The following is a 21136-nucleotide window of genomic DNA, read 5'->3' as shown; positions in this document are numbered from 1 at the left end:
GCAGCGCAAGGGTTTCGAGCTTTCGTTCATCCTGTTCGGCCCGGGCGTGCTTATGGCGGCAGCCTCGCGTGGCTACCCGGCAGTCGGCACCGAGGGCTTTGCCGGCAATCTTGGCTACAACAAGCAATTGAAGACTCTGATGGATGAGGGCACCAAGATTTACGCCTGCCGGTTCGCGATGGGTGCGCTGTATGGCATGCGGGAAGATGACCTCATCGAGGGCGTGAAGGCGATCAGTCCGCTCGACGTCCTGGACGCAAACATCCAGGCTTGGAAGGAGCGTGCGATCGTGGTTACCACCTGGACGCGGTAGTTCGCCCGATATGGCGCAAACGTAGCTCAAAGCATTGCAATAATTCTGGAGAAGAAGCATGCCAGCAGGTCCGCAGGCGACTTTTTTGAGGCTACCCGAACGATCGGTTAAACCTCGCCGTACCGGGCTCACGCACGTGCTCGATAAGGGTTGTACGCTGCAGACGACTCAGGAAGTGTTGTCGTCTGTTGCGGGGATGATCGACATCTGGAAATTCGGGTGGGGGACGGCGTATCTGGATCCGGCTGTGCGATCTAAAGTGATTGAGCTTCACGCAGCCCAGGTCAAGGCTTGCACGGGCGGCACGCTGCTCGAGGTGGCGTGGTTGCAGGGTCGAACCGAGGAATTCTTTTCGTTCGCGGTAGACGTGGGTTTCGACTGTGTTGAGGTATCCGACGGTGCGACTTCGATGCAGGTGTCCGAGAAGCGCGAATTGATAGCGCGGGCCCGAGAGCTTGGATTCGTGGTGTTGGCGGAAGTGGGCAGCAAGGATCCGACACGGGCGGTCACGCCCGCGGATTGGCATGATGAAATTGAAGGTGATATCGCGGCCGGCGCCAACTGGATTGTCGCCGAAGGTCGCGAGAGTGGGACTGTTGGTCTTTATGACAAGAACGGCGAGGTCCGTGAGTCGCTGCTTCAGGTTCTGGAGAGCAATGCCTACGCCTCCAGGATCATCTACGAGGCACCGCAGCGTGCGCAGCAGTCGTTCCTACTTCGGCATCTGGGCTCCGAAGTGAGCCTTGGCAACATTGCCCTCGACGAGGTGATGGGCCTTGAAGCTCTGCGGCTGGGATTGCGCGCCGATACCCTCGGAAGCGTGCCTGGTGAACTGGTAATTAACAGCGAAAGAGGTCTCAGTGTTTGACTTTGACCCATCAGCTCCGAATGTGCTGCCATCGCGCTATCGCCAGGTTGCGCTGAGCACTGATCTGGAGAGTCTTGAGCCGGACTGGCTTGAGCAGCATTTTGTCGGCCGCGAGGCATACATGCGTACGCGGTTTATCGTTGCTAGAAAGGGGCGCGACACTGCACTGGTGGAAGTGGATCGGCCGGCGAGTTCGGAACTGTTTTCTTGCGTCACAAGTGCTCGTGTGCTAGCCGACACCTCCCAATGTCGCTATGTGGTTGCCCCCAATGTCGACTGCGGTGTGCCGTCAGATCTGGCAACCGTAGCGATGGCTCATCGTGACGTGTCCTGCGTTGTTGTCGAAGGGCGATATTCACACGTAAGCTTCATTCTCAACGCCGCCCCATTGGTTTTGCGCGTCCTCGACATCGTTCCGCCGTTCCCTTCGAAGCTGCTCGATCAGGTCCATCGCGTTCTTGAGACAGCAGAGAGCCTACCGCCAGTCGTTGTCGAACCGATCCTTGTCAACAGTTGCGCCAAGTTGGCTGAAGCCTGCGAGCCCCTTCCGGGCAAGGTGCTGATCCCGTGCCGGGGGTCCGGTATTGAGTTGGAGGGAGTCGCCGTAGCGTATCTTGATGAACGCCCTCCAATTGCTGATTGGACCTTACTGGGGTGCGAGCGCTCCCATCAGATCCATCGTTGGTTTTATGGCACAACGCCGCCGACGGTCGATATCTGCCCGGTGCGGTTCGTCAACGAGAGCAAAGGATCTGGAGGTCCCATGCTGACGCGATGCTGCCTCATGCAGGAAGGCGTAGAGGAGCGTCGGTTGGCGACGTTTGTTCCATGGGGTTCGTCACTTGATGAGGTTCGTGAAGCAATCGAGATGATTGTGCGTCGGTCGGAGGTAGCATGGACTCCCACATGATCGACTCGGAAATCTTTGGGCATCAATGGGCCAGCACGGAGAGCCGTGCCATTTTCGCGGAGAAGGCGCGCGTTACGCGGTGGCTCGAAATCGTAATTGCGCTGGCTCGGGCGCAGGCCGAATGCGGGATCATTCCCACCGAGTCTGCCGAAAAGATCGCGCAGCTTCGAGGTGTCGAACTGCCGATCGGCGAGATCGGTGCCCGTACCAGAGAGACGTCGCACTCTACACTCGGGATGATCCAGGTGCTGCGGGGCATGCTGCCCGGCGAAGCTGCCGAGCATATCTACTATGGCACCACGGTACAAGATATCACCGATACATCGCAGGTAATCGAGTTGCTCGCCGTTGGTGCATTGCTTTGGCGCGACCTGTGGTGGATAGAGGATGCTCTATTACAACTGGCGGTCCAGCACCGACTGACTCCGATGGCGGGGCGTACGCATGGACAACCGGGTGCTCCAATCTCATTTGGGTTCAAGGTCGCATCGTGGGCTGACGAGATCGGTCGTCATCTGCAACGCTTGCGTGACGGGCACAATCGATGGCGAGTTGGGCAGCTCGGCGGGGCAGTCGGCACGCTGGCATTCTTCGGAGATCGCGCGCTTGACTTGCGTGCCGCGTTCTGTCGCCAGCTGTCTCTGGGCGAACCGGACATCTCGTGGCTTTGCGCGCGAGACCGGCTGGCCGAGTTTTCGCACGTTGTGGCGATGTCCGTGTCCAGCTTGGCGCGTATTGCCAACGAGGTGTACGCCCTGCAGCGACGAGAGATTGGCGAACTCGCAGAGAGGACCCGTGCGTCAGTTGTCGGAAGCATTACTATGCCGCACAAACGCAATCCGGAGGTGAGCGAGCAGATCGTAACGCTTGCTCGCCTCGTTCGGTCTCAAGCGAGCGTTCTTACCGACACGATGGTGAACGAACACGAGCGTGACGGAAGAAACTGGAAGGTCGAGTGGGTCGCGTTCCCTGAGATCTGTCACTTTGCCTTGGCGGCGACCACGATGGCGCGAGAGTTGGTGTCTGGGCTGGAAGTTAACTCGGTCGCGATGGGTAGGAATCTCGGTGCCAACTCGTCGTCGGAACGCCTGTTAAGTGCGATGTCAGTTCGTTTGGGGAAGCACCGCGCCCAACGATTGCTGCAAGACGCCTACAGTCAGGCGCGCGAGGAGCAACGCGATCTGTCGGCTGTGCTTCACGGAGTGGCAACCGAAGCGGAACTCGCCGAACTATCTCATGTGAATCTCGGCGCATCGGGGCTGATGGTCGACCGCGTGGTCGACACTGCCTTACGCCGCCGGGCATCGGAGTCGGAACAATGGCAATGAACGAAATTCCCCGGGCTCGGCTCGGGTCTTTCCCCACGCCCTGCGAGCAGGCTTCTGACCTTGGAGCGGTACTCGGGGTCGATGCCTTGTGGGTTAAGCGGGATGACCTGACCGGGTATTCGTGGGGTGGCAACAAGGTAAGACCGATCGAGTTCATCTTAGGCGATGCTCTCCATCAGGGGGCCGATACCGTTGTCGTGTGCGGCGGTCCGACGTCGAACTTCGCAGCGCTCATGGTCGCGGCGTGCTCCCAACGTGGCCTTGCGGTTCACCACGTTAGCTATGGTCAGCGTCCTTCCCGTATACCAGCAGCATTCGAAGTTTCGATTCAGTCGGGTGCGGTGGTGGAATTTACTGGCTCATCAGATCGCGAGACCATGGATGCTACAGCGGAGGTCGTTGCCAGTCGACTTCGTGCCCAGGGAAAACGTCCTTATGTGCTGCCCCGTGGCGGGGCATCGGCTGTTGGCGCGCTTGGGTTCGCGAATGCTGCGCTCGAATTGAGCGCACAGCTAAAGCAGCTCGGAATCGATGCCATCACCGTCGTGGTCCCTGTCGGCTCCGGCGGTACGATCGCTGGCTTGATTACAGGATGGACATACGCGCTCGACGCCGGAAGTCTGACGGATGCGTTGGACGTCGAGATTGTCGGAGTGAGTGTTTCCAGACCGCCCGATGAGATGCGAGAAACCATCGAATCAGTTGTCCGCGGTTGTGGAGCGACCGCGGCAGAGAGCGTCCTTCGTCCGCTGGCAAGTCGCTGCCGATGGCGCTTGGTGGACGGGCGCAGCGCAGGGTTCGGTGTCGCGGATGTGTCGGATATTGAGTTGGTGGAGGAAATCAGCCGCCAGACACGGTTCCTCGTTGACACGACCTACAACGGCAAGGCGATGCGGTGGATTCGCGAGTCGGCAAGTCAACTTTCGCGGCCAGTTGTGTATTGGCACACGGGTGGAACGCTCGGAGTCGTCGACCGCTTTTCGGGTCGAAGCGCAGATTGGGAAGCGCTCTCCACAGAGGAATGCAAACAATGACTTTTACTGGCAAAGGTAACCCACCTCGTCGATTTGAGGGGCCTTCTTCGGACGCACCAGCACAAGAACTAATCGATACGGGCTTTGCGTGGGAGATAGCGGACGCGCCGTACTTGCACCACGGACTTAACGTGGCAGACTTAGGACATGTCCTCGATCTGCATCACCGAGGGATCATTCCCGACGCTGCTGCGCGTGCGCTGTTGGGCGTGCTTGTCGACGCCTATCGCGTCGATGCTGCCGACTTTCCCTACGACGCCCGTTACGGTGAACCGTACAACTCCCGTGAACGACACTTCGCTGCGCGTATCGGTGATGCGGCCGGGTGGCTGCACGCCGGCAGGCCTCGGCGCGAGGCTGCGCGCGTGGCACTGCGCATCGTTCTGCGTCGGCTGACCGCCGAGCTGCTGCAATCGGCGGCCGCTTTTGCCGAGGCCACTGCAACGGTTGCTGCGCGGCACCGCGAGGTGTTTATGGCTGACCAGACCTATCTCCAACAGGCTCAGCCGTCTACTTTTGGGCACTACCTGCTGGCGTTCGTCCCCCCTGTACTGCGCGACGGCAAACGGCTGCTGGATGCACTCGGCGAGATCAACCAGAGCCCGGGCGGCGCCGGTTGCGTCAATGGGAGCCGGTTGCTTGGCGACCGCACACACTTTGCCAACCTGCTAGGCTTTGACGGGGTGATCGATCACACGCGGGACGCGATGTGGCAGACAGACGGCTTTGTCGATGTCCTGGCCACCAGCGCGAGCGTGTTGTTGAATCAGTCCAAGTTGGCCGAAGACCTGGAGATCTGGTCGAGCCAGGAGTTTGACTACGTCGACCTCGCTGGTCCCTATACGCGTGCCTCTGTATTGATGCCGCAGAAACGTAACCCGTATTCGCTGTCCATCGTTCGCGGAAGCTGCGGCGTGCTAATTGGGCGTCTGACCGGGTTTCTGGCCGTTGTGAAGAGCCCTTCAGCGCGTAGCGACAACCTGATCTTCGCGTATGGGGAAATACCGCGGGCGCTTGAACTTTCAGCGAAGATTAGTAACTTGATGCGAGGCGTGGTCTCGACGCTCACTGTGAATGACGCCCGCATGTGGCAAGTCCTCGAAGGCGGCTTTAGTCAGGCGACCGATCTAGCCGAGCACATCATGCTTGCTACCGGGATTGACTATCGGACCTCCTATCGGGTTGTTGGTGAGGCTGTCAAGAGTGCCAGTCGGAAGGGATTGCGCGGAATTGACATAGATTCGCGAGCGATTGACGAGGCGGCTCAATTAGTCGGGATTCCGGCGCTCTCGCTCAATCCCGATGACCTCGCACGCGCTTTAGACCCTCGGGCGATTGTGGCCACTCGTACCGCTTCTGGAGGGGCGGCGCCGGACGTGGTGGCTGCAATGGCTGAACGCGACGTGGCGCTGGCAAGCCAGATGGTTTCTCATGCCGAAGGCCAACTCGCTAGGTTTACGCAGGTCGAAAGTGATCTTTTGAGCCGCGTAGAGTGGTTCCTTGCGGGAGGTCGGCGATAACTCAGCCAGTGAGGTTTTGTCGCGCCGTTCGCATCGGATGCTTGCTTCGAAACACATCGTGCCGAGGTTTCGGCAACTGGGATGATCTGGTCGCCCATGAGATTATTGCAGTTGTAAATTGAAACGACAGTTGATCACGTTTACGACGTAACAGGCGGTGCGGGTAGTCGCGAAGGCGTAAGAGTGCGAACTGGATGTGTCGCACGAACGACCTGGATGGCTCTTCCGACATCCGGAATGCCTAAGCGCCCGGTGAACTATGTTAAGGGGCTGCTTGGCGTGCTAGGGCACATGAGCGGCGGAATCACTTGCCGAATTGACCGGCGAGACGATACCGGACGGCATACGACATCTGCTTGAACGGGCACGGAGGAATGCGGCAAGCGACGTAGTGAGGCAACAGGTCGTTGAAGCTTGGACATGCGTGACTCGGTGCTGATTGCCTACGGGACTGGCTCAGGCAGGAAGCGTGAGCGCTGAGCCGGTGTCCAGCGCCAATATTGCAGCGCGGCGGCGCGCACAGAGAACGGCTAGGCCGGCTATTCCTCCGCTATGCCATTTGCGGCGGCGTGGTATTTCATCGACCACGAAGGCTCGGTGCTGCAACGGTCGAAGCCGTCGCCTGCGAGCGATACGAACTCACGAGCGGTTTGGGAGCAGTCAGGGACGAATGCAAGTTTGAGCAGTATGAGGTGCGTCGAGTTGCCAATTCAATCGCTCGCGTCATCTCTCCGATGACAGCATGCCGGTCAACTTGCTCTCGGCCGTACCGCATACCGAATACGTGTTTGTGCGTCGCTGGCCCCGTGACAACTGAGACTTTACTGTGTGTCACGAACGCAGGCAGACCGCTATCTTGCTGTATCAAAGATTGGAGGCCGGATCTTTCGAAGCCGACTTGCGTGGGCAGCCTTCAAATTGCCCGACGCCACTAAGTTCAGAGGGCTCGGGGGCGATGGTGTAAAAGTCATTTCGAGAATGTGGGGTACGCATCGGAAAGACAAGTGCAAACCAACGATCCGAAGGCGTATCTTTTTTCAGTAGAGATACTGTCACTAGTGTTGACTGCAATACCTGTGTGAGGGTCCGTCGATAGTTGGTGAAAGGGAAGCGTGGGCCCAATGCGGTTGGGATGAAAAACGCAGGAACCCTGTGCTCGGATGCGGACGGACATGGCAACGCACTCGACAAAGCCAGGGAATGTGCGATGACGGTGCACCAGCACACTAGCGCACCAGCGAGAGCTTCCCGCAGGGATCGTTATGGAAACGATTCTGTAGGCACAAGTGTGCCTGGGTGTCTGCCTCAAACGGTTGCGTAAGAACCCGGAGCCCGCCGGCGCTCAATATGCGCGCGCGAGGCGACCATTAACTTTGGGTGTTTGTGCTTCTAGCGCTATATCCGACGGTTTGGTCCAGAAGGTCGTTATGTATTGTCCGTCGAATCCATGCGGGTCGTGGCCTCGCAACGTTATACTGCGAGCATCTCCGACAACGACTATCGCTGGATTTCGCACGAAAAATGCCACTGTTGAGTTGTGCCGTTGGCCGTCGCATCGTTGCGGTGCGAAAGATGGCTTTAAGGACCGCACCGAATGGATTCCTGATGAGAGAAACTAACGTGCCGCAGACCGGGCAGATGGCTGGGGAGGGTTCGAGATATTTCCGGCGGGTGAAGACTGGTTCTTTTCTTGATCTGGCGCTATTTTTGACAGTAAACTGCCCTCCAGTCGGCGATTCTGTCAACGAGCTTGTCTAGATTATTCTTCGATATCTGATGACGCCGTGGACACCTATTAAGGCAAATTAACTATTTTTCTCTGGAGGATCTGTTGGCTACAAGAAGGACCAAAACGGCGAAAGTTGCCCTGGATGAGCCTGTTAAAGGGCAAAGGGACGTAGCTGAAATAGTCAACGGGGTAGGGCAGCGGATAGCACTTCTTCGCAACGACCAGGGGTTGTCCTTGCACCAGCTGGCAGTGAAAAGTGATGTCTCGTCAGCAGCCATTCACAAGATTGAGCGAAGCAGTATGGTGCCCACCATCACCACATTGCTCAAGCTCGGCGCGGCCTTGGGAGTTTCGGTTAGCTCTCTCCTCCAGGAGGACGAAGCGATCCCCGATCCTGTTCAGTTCACGGGCGCCACGGAACGTCAAGCCGTCTATACCCCTCACAAAGGCATTAGTCTGGAAGGCATTTCCGGTTCCTATCGACAGTTTCGAATAGCTGCAGCAGTTGCCCGCATGATCCCAGGAGCAACGAGCGGGCGGAATCTTCTCCAGCACCCCGGTGAAGAACTTGTACACGTCATTTCGGGCGAAGTCTCTTTTCGGGTCGGTGATCAGGACTTCCAGTTGAAGGCAGGTGATTCACTGCACTTCAGCGGTGACTTGCCTCATCATTGGGAAAATACCACCGACAAGCCTGCGAACCTGATTTGGTTCGTCTTTCGTAACGAGTAGTACGCATGCAGAACGTGCTGGCGCCGCAGTGAAGTTCGCGCATTGCTCGTCATCGTCCTCCAATCAACTCGCACACAAACGCTCATGAATAAGGTATTGCGTCTCTCTGATCTGATCACCGAAGGCAAACTAACCGGCAAACGCGTGTTCATTCGCGCGGACCTGAACGTGCCGCAGGACGATCAAGGCAACATCACCGAAGACACCCGCATCCGCGCCTCCGTGCCGGCGATCAAGGCCGCGCTGGACGCAGGCGCCGCCGTGATGGTCACATCGCACCTGGGCCGCCCGACCGAAGGCGAATTCAAGCCGGAAGACTCGCTTGCGCCGGTCGCGAAGCGTCTATCCGAGGTGCTCGGCCGTGAAGTGCAGCTGGTCGCCAACTGGGTCGAAAACGGCGTGAACGTGACGCCAGGCCAGGTCGTGCTGCTGGAAAACTGCCGCGTCAACAAGGGCGAAAAGAAAGATTCTGACGAGCTCGCGCAGAAAATGGCGAAGCTCTGCGACATCTACGTGAACGACGCATTCGGCACCGCGCACCGCGCCGAAGCTACCACGCACGGCATCGCCAAGTACGCGCCGATCGCGTGCGCCGGCCCGCTGCTAGCCGCTGAACTCGAAGCGCTCGGCAAGGCGCTGGGTGCGCCGAGGCGTCCGCTGGTGGCGATCGTCGCCGGCTCGAAGGTGTCCACCAAGCTGACCATTCTGAAGTCGCTCGCTGACAAGGTCGACCAGCTGATCGTGGGCGGTGGCATCGCCAATACGTTCATGCTGGCGGCCGGCCTGAAGATCGGCAAGTCGCTCGCCGAAGCCGATCTGGTCAACGAAGCCAAGGCCATCATCGACGCAGCGAAAGCCCGCGGCGCCTCCGTGCCGATCCCGACCGACGTGGTCACGGCGAAGGAGTTCTCGCCGACCGCCAAGGCTGAAGTCAAGGCAGTTGCCGATGTTCAAGACGACGACCTGATCCTCGACATCGGACCGGAAACCGCTAGGGCACTGGCCGCGCAACTGGAAAAAGCCAGCACGATCGTGTGGAATGGTCCGGTCGGCGTGTTCGAATTCGACCAGTTCGGCAACGGCACGAAGACGCTGGCTGACGCCATCGTCAGGTCGTCGGCGTTCTCGATTGCAGGCGGTGGTGACACGCTCGCGGCGATTGCCAAGTACGGCATCCACGACAAGGTCAGCTACATTTCGACGGGCGGCGGTGCCTTCCTCGAGTTCCTCGAGGGCAAGAAGCTGCCTGCAGTCGAAGTCCTGGAATCGCGGGCTTAACGCACCGCCGAGATCAAACAACCATTGACGAGAGTGCGGGTTGTTCGTCGACGAGGTCGGCAACAATCTGCAAGCTCCTCCGCAGTTCTTCTCGGGAGGCGGGCGCACCCAAGCCTAGGCGTACGGCTTCGGGAGCGGGTCCCAACGCGAAAGCATCGCTTCCAACGACGCCAATGCCGAGCAGACGAAGCCGGGTGGTGAACTCCGCACGCGTCCAAGGGGCAGGGATTGGCAGCCATAGGTGAAAGCCCTCGGGGCTCGCGAGGAATGCGCCAGGCGGCAGAAGGGCGCTTGCGATTTCCTGTCGTGCGGCAGTTTCGTCGCGGATTGCTGCAACGATGGCGTCTGCGGTGCCATTCTGGATCCAGCGAGTGGCGACCGCGGCCGTTAAAGGAGACGCCATCGACGTGAGGGAGCGTATGGCGCCGGCCAGGCGTGTTGTGGAGCGGACATCCGGTGGGACGACGTAAGCCACCCGAAGGGCGGGCGACATACATTTCGCCACCCCTGCTATGTAATAGACAAGCTCAGGCGCAAGAGCGGCAAGTGGAGTAGGTGCCTCGCGAGGCAGCATGCCGTAAGCGTCATCCTCGATGATTGGCACGTGGTGTTTGCGCGCGATAGTCACGATAGCTTCGCGCCGCTTCAACGGCATGGTCGCGGTCGTCGGGTTGTGAAGCGTCGGTGTGCAATAGAGGGCCTTAGGTTTGTCCGTCCGGCACACAGAATCGAATGCTTCCGGGATTACACCATGCTCGTCCATCCCCACGGGAACGAGCCGGATTCTCAGATGTGCAGCTAGTGACCGAAAACCCGGATAGGTCAGCGATTCAGCGCAAATCGTATCGCCTGGCGCGGCCAGCAGACCGACCACAGCGAGAAGTGCACCTTGGACTCCGGGGCAAATCATCACCTGTTCAGGCGAAAGCGCCGAAAGCCGCGGAGCCAGCCACATTGCCCCGGCGCTCCTGTCAGCTACCGCTCCACCTGGCTCCTGGTAACGAAGAAGCAGGTCGAGTCCACCACTGGATTCGAGGCTGGCTATTCCGCTCCACATACGCGCTACGAGTCCGGCGTCATCAAAGCGCGGCGGCAGGTTCATGCTCATGTCGATCACGCCAGTGGCCCCGGGCTGTTCTACAGCTACAGGCTTCGCGCGCACATAGGTGCCTTGTCCTACTCGGCCCTCCACGAGACCGCGGCGGCGTGCTTCGGCGTACGCCCGGGTGACGGTCGTGAAGTCGATGCTCAATGCCTCCGCCAGGCTGCGCTGCGTGGGCAGCCGTGTGCCTTCTGGCAGAACTCCCGACAGGATATCTGACGAGAGCGCGTCAGCAATCGCCAGATAAACTGGCCCATCCGACTTCCTGACTACTGGCGTCCAGGTACCCGCTTCTTCGTTTCTGGCCATCGCACCCTCATAAATCCAGATATATGCATATTGTAAGCCATGGCGCGGCCGGGCGGCTAGGCGATCGTCTGCCTTCTCGATATAGGCGGAAACTTACGCGGCGAGCGGGCACCGTTGATGATGGCGGCAAGCGAAAAGTTCGTGCCACTGGTTGTCTTTGCCTCAATCACGACCACGAACTGGCAGTAGCTCCGAATATTCCCGTTCGAGATAGGTCGACGTGTTTTCGAGCAGGAATGTACGATAGGCCTGACTCGCCGGCGACAACCATTTGCTTGTCATGTGAACGATATGCCACGCGCGATCGATCGGTGTGCCGAGGACATCAAGGAGCACAATTTCCCGGGATCTCAATTCAAGCGACAAAGTGTGCAGCGACAGCACGCCGATCCCCATGCCCGCCATGGCAGCCTGTTTGATAGTTTCATTGCTCCCCAGAGTGGTCACTTTAGCGGGGGTGAACAGGTGATCCCTGAACATACGCTCGGCGACTGCACGCGTGCCGGAGCCTGGCTCGCGCAGCAAGAAAGTCTCGTGCCGTAATTCCTGCAAGTCGAAACGTTTCTCGTTGCGTAGCGGATGCCCGGTTGATGCCACGATGACATATGGATGCGGGGCGAGTGGTTCGGATATCGCATCGAGCTCGCGGGGCGCTTGTCCCATCAGGGCTAGATCGATTGCATTGTCTCGCAGCAGGCCAAGCAGCGTTTCGCGATTTCCTTCCGAAATCCTTACGTCCACCCCGGGGTGCTGTTTCACGAACTGCGCGAGAAGTTTTGGTAAAAAATATTTCGACGTACTGATAATGCCGATCGAAATCGAACCAAGATCAAGGCCCTTCAGGGCTTGTAACCCGTCCTCAGCATCCTTAATTTCGCCGAGAATGCGCGACGCGTGGTGAAGTAGGCGATCCCCAACTTCGGTCAGCGTCAATTGTCGGTTGATACGCTCGAACAGCGGGAACCCGACAATAGATTCGAGCTGTTTGAGTTGCATCGATACGCCGGGCTGGCTCAGGTGCAGCTCTTCGGCGGCGCGCACAAAGCTCGCGTGTCGCGCGGCGGCGACGAAGATTTGTAACTGGCGGAGTGTGAGTGAACGGAGCAGGGACATGGCTGAGAGACAGTTTCCAGAAGAACCCGAAGGATTGTTAGCTTGAGACGCGTCTCGGTTGGCCTCGATCGTCGTGACAAATGGATCGAAGGGGCGGCCAAGCCGGTCATGGATGAGGAAGTATTGGCACTGTTTTAACCACTGCCGCATCCCGAAAGGCCGGGTACTTTTTTGTTTTAGTCTCTCGTCCCAACGCCGGTGTCGGACCGCTCTGCTTGAACCAGTATCCCGTTCGTACTGCGAGCCGAAGTCTCCGTGAGTGTCGCCATCGTGCCCATCGTGGGGAGTACATGGACAGCGTTGATTCATGAAGTCTTCCTCAAGATCGGCAATTGATTGATCCGCTTAATACTTCTCGACGAACTCAGCAGTCTTGACGAAGCCACCATCGTGGGGCGCGACTTACTTTTTTCTTATGTCGCTGCTAAGAATAATTGAATTTACCTTATGCCTCAATAGCCTTAACGTTCCTATACCGACCACGCCAAGAGAGAGGACTGAATGAATACCGTTGAACAAACAAACGAAGTCGCTGCCAAACCGCGCAAGCGTTACGACGCAGGTGTCCTCAAGTATCGTGAGATGGGCTACTGGGAGCCGGACTATGAGCCGAAGGATACGGACATCATTGCCCTGTTTCGTGTTACGCCCCAAGACGGTGTCGAGCCAGAGGAAGCAGCAGCTTCTGTCGCCGGCGAATCGTCCACGGCCACCTGGACGGTCGTCTGGACAGATCGCTTGACGGCGTGCGACATGTATCGCGCCAAGGCATATCGCGTCGAGCCGGTGCCGAATAACCCAGAACAGTACTTCTGCTGGATCGCCTACGACTTGTCGCTGTTCGAAGAGGGGTCGATTGCGAGCGTGACCGCGTCAATCATCGGAAATGTATTCAGCTTTAAACCGCTGAAAGCGGCTCGACTCGAAGACATGCGCTTTCCGGTGGCTTACGTCAAAACCTTCGCTGGCCCGGCGACCGGTATCATCGTCGAGCGCGAGCGTCTTGATAAGTTCGGTCGTCCGCTGCTCGGTGCGACTACCAAACCTAAGCTTGGCCTGTCCGGGCGTAACTATGGCCGCGTCGTGTATGAGGGGCTCAAAGGCGGTCTCGACTTCATGAAGGACGACGAGAACATTAACTCGCAACCTTTCATGCATTGGCGCGACCGGTTCCTCTTCGTCATGGACGCTGTGAACAAGGCGTCGGCTGCGACAGGCGAGGTTAAGGGAAGTTACCTCAATGTCACCGCCGGCACCATGGAAGAAATTTATCGGCGTGCCGAATTTGCCAAGGAGCTGGGCTCAGTGATCATCATGATCGACCTGATCGTGGGTTGGCCATGTATCCAGTCAATCAGCAATTGGTGCCGCCAGAACGACATGATCCTGCATCTGCACCGCGCGGGTCACGGCACATATACCCGTCAGAAGAATCATGGGATTTCGTTCCGCGTGATTGCGAAATGGCTACGCCTGGCTGGCGTCGACCACATGCACGCCGGTACCGCAGTCGGCAAGCTCGAAGGCGACCCGCTCACCGTTCAGGGTTACTACAACGTCTGCCGGGATGCAGTGACCAAGCAGGACTTGTCTCGTGGCATTTTCTTCGATCAAGACTGGGCGTCACTGCGCAAGGTGATGCCGGTGGCATCGGGGGGGATTCATGCGGGTCAGATGCACCAGTTGCTCGACTTGTTCGGCGACGAGGCGGTCCTTCAGTTCGGTGGCGGTACCATCGGCCACCCCCAAGGCATCCAGGCTGGCGCCACCGCCAATCGCGTGGCACTCGAAGCGATGGTGCTGGCACGGAATGAAGGGCGCGACATCAGGAATGAAGGGCCGGACATCTTGCGCGAAGCTGCTAGGTGGTGTTCGCCGCTGAAGGCTGCGCTCGACACGTGGGGCGAAATTACCTTCAACTACACGTCGACCGATACTTCGGATTTTGTACCAACTGAATCGGTAGCCTGAAACTACGTCGAGCAATGCAATTCAGGAATATAGAACAAGAGGACATCATGCGTATTACACAAGGCACCTTTTCCTTCCTGCCCGATCTGACGGACGGACAGATATCAAAGCAGCTCGAATACTGCCTGAATAAGGGCTGGGCGGTCGGCATCGAATACACCGACGATCCACATCCTCGCAACACATTCTGGGAGATGTTCGGTCTGCCGATGTTCGATTTACGCGATGCAGCCGCGATCATGCTTGAGATCAACAATGCCCGCAAGACCTTCCCTAATCACTACATTCGGGTCACGGCCTTCGACGCGACGCATACGATTGAATCGGTGGTGATCTCCTTCATCGTCCATCGGCCGCAAGACGAACCCGGTTTCCGGCTGGTCCGGCAAGAGGAGGCAGGTCGCCGGGTCCGCTACTCGATCGAGAGCTACGCGGTACAGTCGCGCCCCGAGGGGCAACGGTACTAAGTGTCATCCCCTACCACGGAGATTGGAATGTCTGCGCTAGATGTCATCGAGCAATCAGAGTCCCCTGACACGTTGTCGAAATTGCTGGCTTCGTCCGGAGTTCTCGAGTTGCTGGGGCAACTTGACCGGGAGCTGATTGGATTGGCACCGGTCAAATCGCGCATTCGAGATGTCGCAGCACTGTTGCTGGTGGACAAGCTGCGGACGGCGCGTGGTTTGAGTGCAGGCACGCCCAGCCTGCACATGTGTTTTACCGGCAACCCCGGCACGGGGAAGACAACCGTCGCCATGCGCATGGCAACAATCCTGCATCAATTGGGCTACGTTCGAAAAGGGCATCTGGTGGCCGTGACGCGCGACGATCTGGTGGGCCAGTACATCGGCCACACCGCGCCTCGCACGAAGGAAGTCATCAAGAAGGCGATGGGCGGTGTGCTCTTTATCGACGAGGCATATTACCTCTATCGTCCGGAGAACGAGCGTGATTATGGCCAGGAGGCGATCGAGATACTTCTGCAGGTAATGGAAAACAATCGGGATGATCTGGTTGTGATCCTTGCAGGTTATTCGGACCGCATGGATCGATTCTTCGAATCTAACGCTGGAATGTCGTCCCGTATTGCGCATCACATCGACTTTCCGGACTACAACGTCGAAGAACTCCAGCAGATCGCGGACCTGATGCTTGAATCGATGCAATACCGCTTGAACGAGAAAAGTAGGCAGGTATTCGCAGATTATCTGGCGCTGCGCATGGCGCAACCGCACTTCGCCAATGCTCGCAGCGTGCGCAACGCGCTGGACCGAGCTCGCCTGCGGCATGCTTCACGCCTGCTCATGGACCCCGATGTTGTGGCCGATGATGCTGTGCTCAGTACCATCACTGCGGATGATCTGCTTGCTAGCCGGGTGTTCAACCGGCCTCAGGCCAGGGAGTAAATCGTGCAAGCATTAATCTTCGACGTCGATGGGACACTTGCCGACACGGAAACCGCGCATCTGGAAGCTTTCAATTCCGCATTTGCTGAGGTCGGGCTTGACTGGTGCTGGGATGAGTCGCTGTACACGCGTCTGCTTCGCGTGGCTGGGGGAAAGGAGCGGCTGCTGCATTACTGGACCGTTGTCGAGCCCGAAGAGGCAATCGGCAGCAGGATGAAAGACACTGTCGATGCCGTACATGCAATCAAAACTCGCCACTACGTCGAGCGCGTTAGCCGCGGCCTGCCGCTGCGTCCGGGAGTGCGCCGCCTTATCGACGAGGCTAATGACGCGGACATTCCGGTCGCGATCGCTACGACCACGACGCCGGCTAATGTCGAGGCGCTTCTGCGCCCCGCGTTTGGAGTTCGTTGGCGCGAACGCTTCGAGGTGATTTGTGACGGCGTCACCAGTCCGGTCAAGAAACCAGCGCCCGATGTCTATCGTGACGTACTGCGACAGCTTGATCTACGCGGAGAGGATTGTCTGGCCGTCGAAGATTCCGAAAATGGATTGCGCGCGGCGCTTGCTGCGGGCATTCCCACCGTCATTACGTCGAACGCATATACCGTGGAACACCGATTCGACGGTGCGCTGGTCGTACTGCCGTGCCTCGGCGATCCGGAGCAACCAATTTCCCAGCACCTGCCTGACGCGGACCATCGTTGGGTGGATCTCGCCGCCCTGAACAAGTGGCACCGTGGCACCCTTTTCGAGGCGACGTGACATGAACATTGCACCGATTCGTATTGCGCCTTCCATCCTGTCTGCCGATTTCTCGCGGCTGGGTGATGAAGTACGGGCGATCGAAGCGTCGGGAGCTGATCTCGTGCACTTTGACGTAATGGATAACCACTATGTGCCGAACCTCACAATTGGGCCGCTTGTCTGCGAGGCGATCCGGCCTCATGTATCGATTCCGATCGATGTGCATCTGATGGTTGAGCCGGTTGATGCGTTGGTGCCGATGTTTGCGAAAGCGGGCGCCAACATTATCACCTTTCATCCTGAAGCCAGTTTGCACGTGGACCGCACTCTTAGTCTGATCCGGGATCACGGGTGTCAGGCCGGGTTGGCGTTGAACCCGGCTACGCCGCTCACCTTTCTCGACCATGTTCTCGACAAACTTGACATGGTGTTGCTGATGAGTGTGAACCCGGGGTTCGGCGGCCAGAAATTCATTCACAGCACGTTAGGCAAGCTGCGGCAGGTGCGTGAGCGCATCGACTGTCATCAGAAAAACGGTGGGCACCCGATCTGGCTGGAAGTCGACGGCGGTGTCAACGCGGAAAATATCGCCGAGATTGCTCGCGCGGGTGCGGATACTTTTGTCGCAGGCAGCGCCGTCTTTGGCGCGCCAGACGTCGATGGCGGTTACCGGACGATCATACAGCGCCTGCACAAAGGAGCGAGCGGCGCCGTGCACTGACAGATCACGACTTTCTGAATACACGATTGACTATAGGAGACAGACCGTGCCATTAACCCAAAAACTCACTCTTGCGCAATTCCTGATTGAGGAACGCCAGCGTCATTCGGATGCCGCCGACGATTTCGACAACCTGATCCTCAATATCGCCGTGGCCTGCAAGCAGATCTCGCGAGCGATCGCGTTTGGTGCCTTGGCGGGCGTGCACGGCACCGACGGCGTGGTCAATGTGCAGGGCGAGCAGCAGCAGAAGCTCGATGCCATTAGTAACAACGTCTTCCTGAGCATCAACGAAAGGGCCGGTAATCTGGCGGGTATGGTATCGGAGGAAATGGAGGCGCTTTATCAGATTCCAGAACAGTACCCGCGCGGAAAGTATCTGCTTTCGTTTGACCCCATCGACGGCTCGACAAACATTGATGTGAATGTATCTGTTGGCAGCATTTTTTCCATTCTGCGTGCACCGGAAGGTGTCGTCGATGCGGTCACAGAAAACGACTTTCTGCAGCCCGGCAGCAAACAGGTCGCGGGAGGTTATGCGATCTATGGTCCGTCCACGATGCTGGTCCTGACCGTCGGCAACGGCGTCAATGGCTTCACGCTCGACCCGGATTCCGGCGACTTTATCCTGACACATCCCCAACTGCGCATCCCGGCAAAGACCCAGGAATTTGCCATTAACGCTTCCAACAGCCGTTTCTGGGAACCACCCATCAAGCGCTACATTGCCGAGTGCCTGGAGGGAGAAGCCGGTCCGCGAGGAAAGAATTTCAATATGCGATGGGTTGCATCGATGGTCGCTGAAGCACATCGCATTGTCATGCGCGGCGGAGTCTTTATGTACCCTCGCGACGGTAGGGATCCCTCCAGGGCGGGGCGGCTGCGACTCTTATATGAGGCAAACCCGATTGCGTTCATCATGGAGCAGGCCGGTGGTTACGCCAGCACCGGTACCCAGCCGATTCTGTCCGTCCAGCCGAGCGCAGTGCACCAGCGTATCGCTTTAATCTTTGGTTCGAAAGAGGAAGTCGATCGGCTCGAGTCTTATCACACGGGTCAGTCGCCAAGCAGTTTGCCCGATCCACTGTTTCGCGAGCGCAGTCTGTTCCGCGAATCTGCCTGAGGCCGAGACCATGTCAGAACGTTACCCCATTATCGCAATTACGGGCTCTTCCGGTGCCGGCACAACATCTGTCACTCGCACTTTCGAGCATATATTCCGTCGTGAGCGTGTGAAATCCGTGGTTATCGAAGGTGATAGTTTCCATCGTTACGATCGCCAGGAAATGAAGGTCATGCTCGCGGAAGCTGAGCGAAGCAACAACATGGATTTCAGTCACTTCGGCCCAGAAACGAATCTTTTCGACAGGCTCGAAGGCTTACTTCGATCTTATGGCGAATCAGGCACAGGTGTTCGACGGCGTTACCTGCACAGCGCGAGCGAGGCCGCTCCTTATAACCAGGAGCCAGGTACTTTTACTGAATGGGAATCGCTGCCGGAAGATACTGAACTGCTCTTCTATGAGGGACTGCATGGGGGTGTGGTGACCGACAAGGTCGATGTGGCGCGCCATGTGGATCTGCTGATCGGCGTCGTGCCAGTGATCAACCTGGAGTGGATCCAGAAATTGTGGCGAGACAAGTCGCAACGGGGCTATTCGACCGAAGCGGTAACCGACACGATCTTGCGCCGCATGCCGGATTACGTGAACTACATTTGCCCGCAGTTCTCGCGTACGCATGTGAATTTTCAGCGTGTGCCTTGCGTCGATACGTCGAATCCGTTCATTGCACGGGAAATCCCAGCGCCGGACGAGAGCATGGTCGTAATTCGGTTTGCAAATCCGAAAGGCATCGATTTTCAGTATCTTCTGAATATGGTGCACGACTCGTTTATGTCCCGCGCCAACACCATTGTGGTACCCGGCGGGAAGATGGAACTAGCGATGCAATTAATCTTTACCCCTTTTGTGCGACGCATGATCGAAGGCAGCAAGCGCGCGCAGCGCACAAGTTGAGGACATCTGCAATGAATGCTCCAGAAACCATAAATCAGGCGACGAGATGCGCCAGCGCGTTGCGTTTTCTCGCCGCGGATGCCGTTGAGCAGGCCAAATCCGGCCACCCCGGTGCGCCATTGGGCATGGCGGAAATGGCAGAGGTAGTGTGGCGCCGACACCTGCGGCATAACCCGGCGAATCCGAGCTGGATCAATCGTGACCGCTTTGTGCTTTCCAATGGTCATGCTTCGATGCTGTTGTATGCATTGTTACATCTGAGTGGCTACGATCTGAGCATCGAGGATCTGAAACAGTTCCGGCAACTCCATTCACGTACTCCAGGTCACCCTGAATTTGGATTGACGCCCGGCGTGGAGACCACCACCGGGCCCCTCGGGCAGGGGTTGGCCAATGCAGTGGGCATGGCACTCGCTGAAAAACTGCTCGCCGCCACCTTCAACACCGACGGCCATACGGTTATTGACCACTTCACCTATGTATTCGTCGGTGATGGTTGTCTTATGGAAGGCATCAGCCACGAAGTGAGTTCGTTGGCTGGCACACTCAAGCTCGGGAAACTGATCTGCCTATATGACGACAATGGCATTTCCATTGATGGCGACACGCGTGGATGGTTTGGCGACAATACAGCGCAGCGCTTTACCGCGTATGGCTGGCACGTCACAACGGTCGATGGTCACGATGCTGAGGCGATCGACGAGGCTGTACGCGCAGCCAAGCTCAACGACAAGCCATCGCTTATCTGCTGCCGCACGATAATTGGTAAATTCGCGCCGACCAAGGCTGGCGGGCATGATGTGCATGGCGCGCCACTAGGCACGCAAGAAATCGCGGCCATGCGCGAAGCACTGGGGTGGACGGCTGCACCTTTTGAAATCCCGTCGGATGTGGCCGAGGCATGGGATGCGCGTCCCCAGGGCGCGAGATATCAGGAAGAGTGGGACATGCACTTTTCTGATTATCGTGTCGCGCTCCCTGACCTGGCCGGAGAGCTGCTACGCCGTTGCGAGGGGATCCTTCCGCCGGGGGTGGTGGATGGCGTGATTCAGCTTTTGAGTGCGCCGTCGTCTCCCCTGCGGCAGAAGATCGCTACGCGAAAGGCGTCGCAGTTGGTTTTGGAGCAGCTAGTGGAAGCGTTGCCCGAAATGTTGGGCGGTTCGGCCGATCTCTCCGGCTCGAACCTGACCAATGTGAAGGCCTCAAAGTGGGTGAATCATCACGGAAGCGGTAATTATCTGAGTTATGGCGTTCGCGAGTTCGGCATGGCCGCAGTGATGAATGGTGTTGCCTTGCATGGCGGGCTGATTCCCTACGGCGGCACATTCATGGCGTTCTCGGATTATTCTCGTAACGCGATCCGGATGGGAGCCCTGATGAGGCAGCGTGTGATCCATGTGCTGACGCATGATTCGATTGGTCTGGGCGAGGACGGCCCAACACACCAACCGATCGAGCACACATCCAGTTTGCGCCTGATTCCGAATAACCACGTCTGGCGTCCTTGCGATGGCGTGGAAACCGCGATTGCGTGGCTTGCAGCAGTGCAGCGCGACAAAGGTCCAAGTTGTCTCGTGCTATCACGGCAGGCATTGACACCATTCGAACGTAGCGCGGAGCAAATCGAAGAGGTCAAGTACGGTGGCTATGTGCTGCGTGACGCTGCTGTGGTCGATGTCGTGCTGATCGGAACCGGCTCCGAAGTCGAGATTGCTATTCATGCGGCGCAAATCCTTGCCGGGCAAGGCATCGGTGCGCGCGTGGTGTCGATGCCGTGCGTAGAATTGTTTCTTTCGCAGGACGCCGACTATCGCGAAGCCGTGCTGCCGACGGCTGTACCCCGCGTGAGTGTGGAAGCGGGAGTGACGTGGTTTTGGCGCGGCATGGTAGGAGAGGGGGGCGAGTGCGTTGGCATCGACAGCTTCGGCGAATCCGGACAGGCCGACGCACTGTATGAACACTTTGCCTTGACCTCGTCAACGGTCGCAGATCGCGCAGAGTCGCTCGTTCGCCGTCAAAGTGGGCGATGATACAAGC

18 protein-coding genes are annotated in these 21136 nt (G+C 58.0%); 16 read left to right on the top strand and 2 right to left on the bottom strand.

What is annotated here, in order from left to right; genetic code table 11:
• From GNZ13_RS07295 to GNZ13_RS07260, 8 genes are all read left to right on the top strand, one after another.
• Positions 1-313 (top strand): MSMEG_0572/Sll0783 family nitrogen starvation response protein (locus tag GNZ13_RS07295; protein WP_172161860.1); only part of this gene is annotated, 313 nt, incomplete at its 5' end.
• A 58-nt stretch (positions 314-371) separates the two neighbouring features.
• Complete coding sequence (locus tag GNZ13_RS07290; protein WP_172161858.1) at positions 372-1181, top strand: phosphosulfolactate synthase; 810 nt, start codon at positions 372-374, stop codon at positions 1179-1181.
• A complete protein-coding gene (locus tag GNZ13_RS07285; RefSeq protein WP_172161856.1) occupies positions 1174-2091 on the top strand; it encodes a DUF7714 family protein in 918 nt (305 codons plus the stop codon). The genes GNZ13_RS07290 and GNZ13_RS07285 overlap by 8 nt, the downstream gene beginning before the upstream one ends.
• Entirely contained in the window at positions 2076-3419 is a 1344-nt protein-coding gene (locus GNZ13_RS07280; RefSeq protein WP_172161854.1) for a class-II fumarase/aspartase family protein, read from the top strand. The genes GNZ13_RS07285 and GNZ13_RS07280 overlap by 16 nt, the downstream gene beginning before the upstream one ends.
• Positions 3416-4453, top strand: a complete 1038-nt coding sequence (locus GNZ13_RS07275) for a 1-aminocyclopropane-1-carboxylate deaminase/D-cysteine desulfhydrase (RefSeq protein WP_172161852.1) — start codon at positions 3416-3418, stop codon at positions 4451-4453. The genes GNZ13_RS07280 and GNZ13_RS07275 overlap by 4 nt, the downstream gene beginning before the upstream one ends.
• A 131-nt stretch (positions 4454-4584) precedes the next feature.
• Entirely contained in the window at positions 4585-5973 is a 1389-nt protein-coding gene (locus GNZ13_RS07270) for a lyase family protein (protein WP_328807192.1), read from the top strand.
• A 1831-nt stretch (positions 5974-7804) separates the two neighbouring features.
• The gene (locus GNZ13_RS07265) at positions 7805-8434 is read left to right on the top strand and encodes a cupin domain-containing protein (RefSeq protein ID WP_172161848.1); all 630 of its coding nucleotides are present in this window, start codon (positions 7805-7807) and stop codon (positions 8432-8434) included.
• Between the two features lie 84 nt (positions 8435-8518).
• Positions 8519-9712, top strand: a complete 1194-nt coding sequence (locus GNZ13_RS07260) for a phosphoglycerate kinase (protein ID WP_172161846.1) — start codon at positions 8519-8521, stop codon at positions 9710-9712.
• A gap of 13 nt (positions 9713-9725) precedes the next feature.
• Here GNZ13_RS07260 and GNZ13_RS07255 read toward each other — a convergent pair whose 3' ends face one another.
• Together GNZ13_RS07255 and GNZ13_RS07250 are read right to left on the bottom strand one after the other, a co-directional pair.
• Positions 9726-11123 carry an aminotransferase-like domain-containing protein gene (locus GNZ13_RS07255; protein WP_172161844.1) on the bottom strand — a complete coding sequence of 466 codons (1398 nt, stop codon included), beginning with the start codon at positions 11121-11123 and terminating at the stop codon, positions 9726-9728.
• A 162-nt stretch (positions 11124-11285) separates the two neighbouring features.
• Positions 11286-12236: a LysR family transcriptional regulator gene (locus GNZ13_RS07250; protein WP_172161870.1), complete on the bottom strand. Its 951-nt coding sequence runs from the start codon at positions 12234-12236 to the stop codon at positions 11286-11288.
• Between the two features lie 501 nt (positions 12237-12737).
• Here GNZ13_RS07250 and GNZ13_RS07245 point away from each other — a divergent pair.
• The 8 genes from GNZ13_RS07245 to tkt are packed head-to-tail and all read left to right on the top strand — an operon-like array spanning position 12738 to position 21129.
• Positions 12738-14207 carry a form I ribulose bisphosphate carboxylase large subunit gene (locus GNZ13_RS07245; RefSeq protein ID WP_172161842.1) on the top strand — a complete coding sequence of 490 codons (1470 nt, stop codon included), beginning with the start codon at positions 12738-12740 and terminating at the stop codon, positions 14205-14207.
• Positions 14208-14254: 47 nt separating this feature from the next.
• Entirely contained in the window at positions 14255-14674 is a 420-nt protein-coding gene (locus GNZ13_RS07240) for a ribulose bisphosphate carboxylase small subunit (RefSeq protein ID WP_172161840.1), read from the top strand.
• A gap of 27 nt (positions 14675-14701) precedes the next feature.
• Positions 14702-15613: a CbbX protein gene (cbbX, locus tag GNZ13_RS07235; RefSeq protein WP_172161838.1), complete on the top strand. Its 912-nt coding sequence runs from the start codon at positions 14702-14704 to the stop codon at positions 15611-15613.
• A 3-nt stretch (positions 15614-15616) separates the two neighbouring features.
• Positions 15617-16378, top strand: a complete 762-nt coding sequence (locus GNZ13_RS07230; RefSeq protein ID WP_172161836.1) for an HAD family hydrolase — start codon at positions 15617-15619, stop codon at positions 16376-16378.
• Position 16379: 1 nt separating this feature from the next.
• Positions 16380-17081: a ribulose-phosphate 3-epimerase gene (rpe, locus tag GNZ13_RS07225; protein ID WP_172161834.1), complete on the top strand. Its 702-nt coding sequence runs from the start codon at positions 16380-16382 to the stop codon at positions 17079-17081.
• A gap of 46 nt (positions 17082-17127) precedes the next feature.
• Positions 17128-18204: a class 1 fructose-bisphosphatase gene (locus GNZ13_RS07220; protein WP_172161832.1), complete on the top strand. Its 1077-nt coding sequence runs from the start codon at positions 17128-17130 to the stop codon at positions 18202-18204.
• Positions 18205-18214: 10 nt separating this feature from the next.
• Positions 18215-19099: a phosphoribulokinase gene (locus tag GNZ13_RS07215; protein WP_172161830.1), complete on the top strand. Its 885-nt coding sequence runs from the start codon at positions 18215-18217 to the stop codon at positions 19097-19099.
• 11 nt (positions 19100-19110) lie between these two features.
• Positions 19111-21129, top strand: a complete 2019-nt coding sequence (gene tkt / locus GNZ13_RS07210; protein ID WP_172161828.1) for a transketolase — start codon at positions 19111-19113, stop codon at positions 21127-21129.
• The last annotated feature ends 7 nt before the right edge of the window (positions 21130-21136 follow it).

Source organism: Paraburkholderia elongata, assembly GCF_013177735.1.
In the GTDB taxonomy this organism is placed as follows: Bacteria; Pseudomonadota; Gammaproteobacteria; order Burkholderiales; family Burkholderiaceae; genus Paraburkholderia; species Paraburkholderia elongata.
The sequence above is the reverse complement of the archived record's forward strand: the minus strand, read 5'-3'. Positions and strand labels throughout refer to the sequence as shown.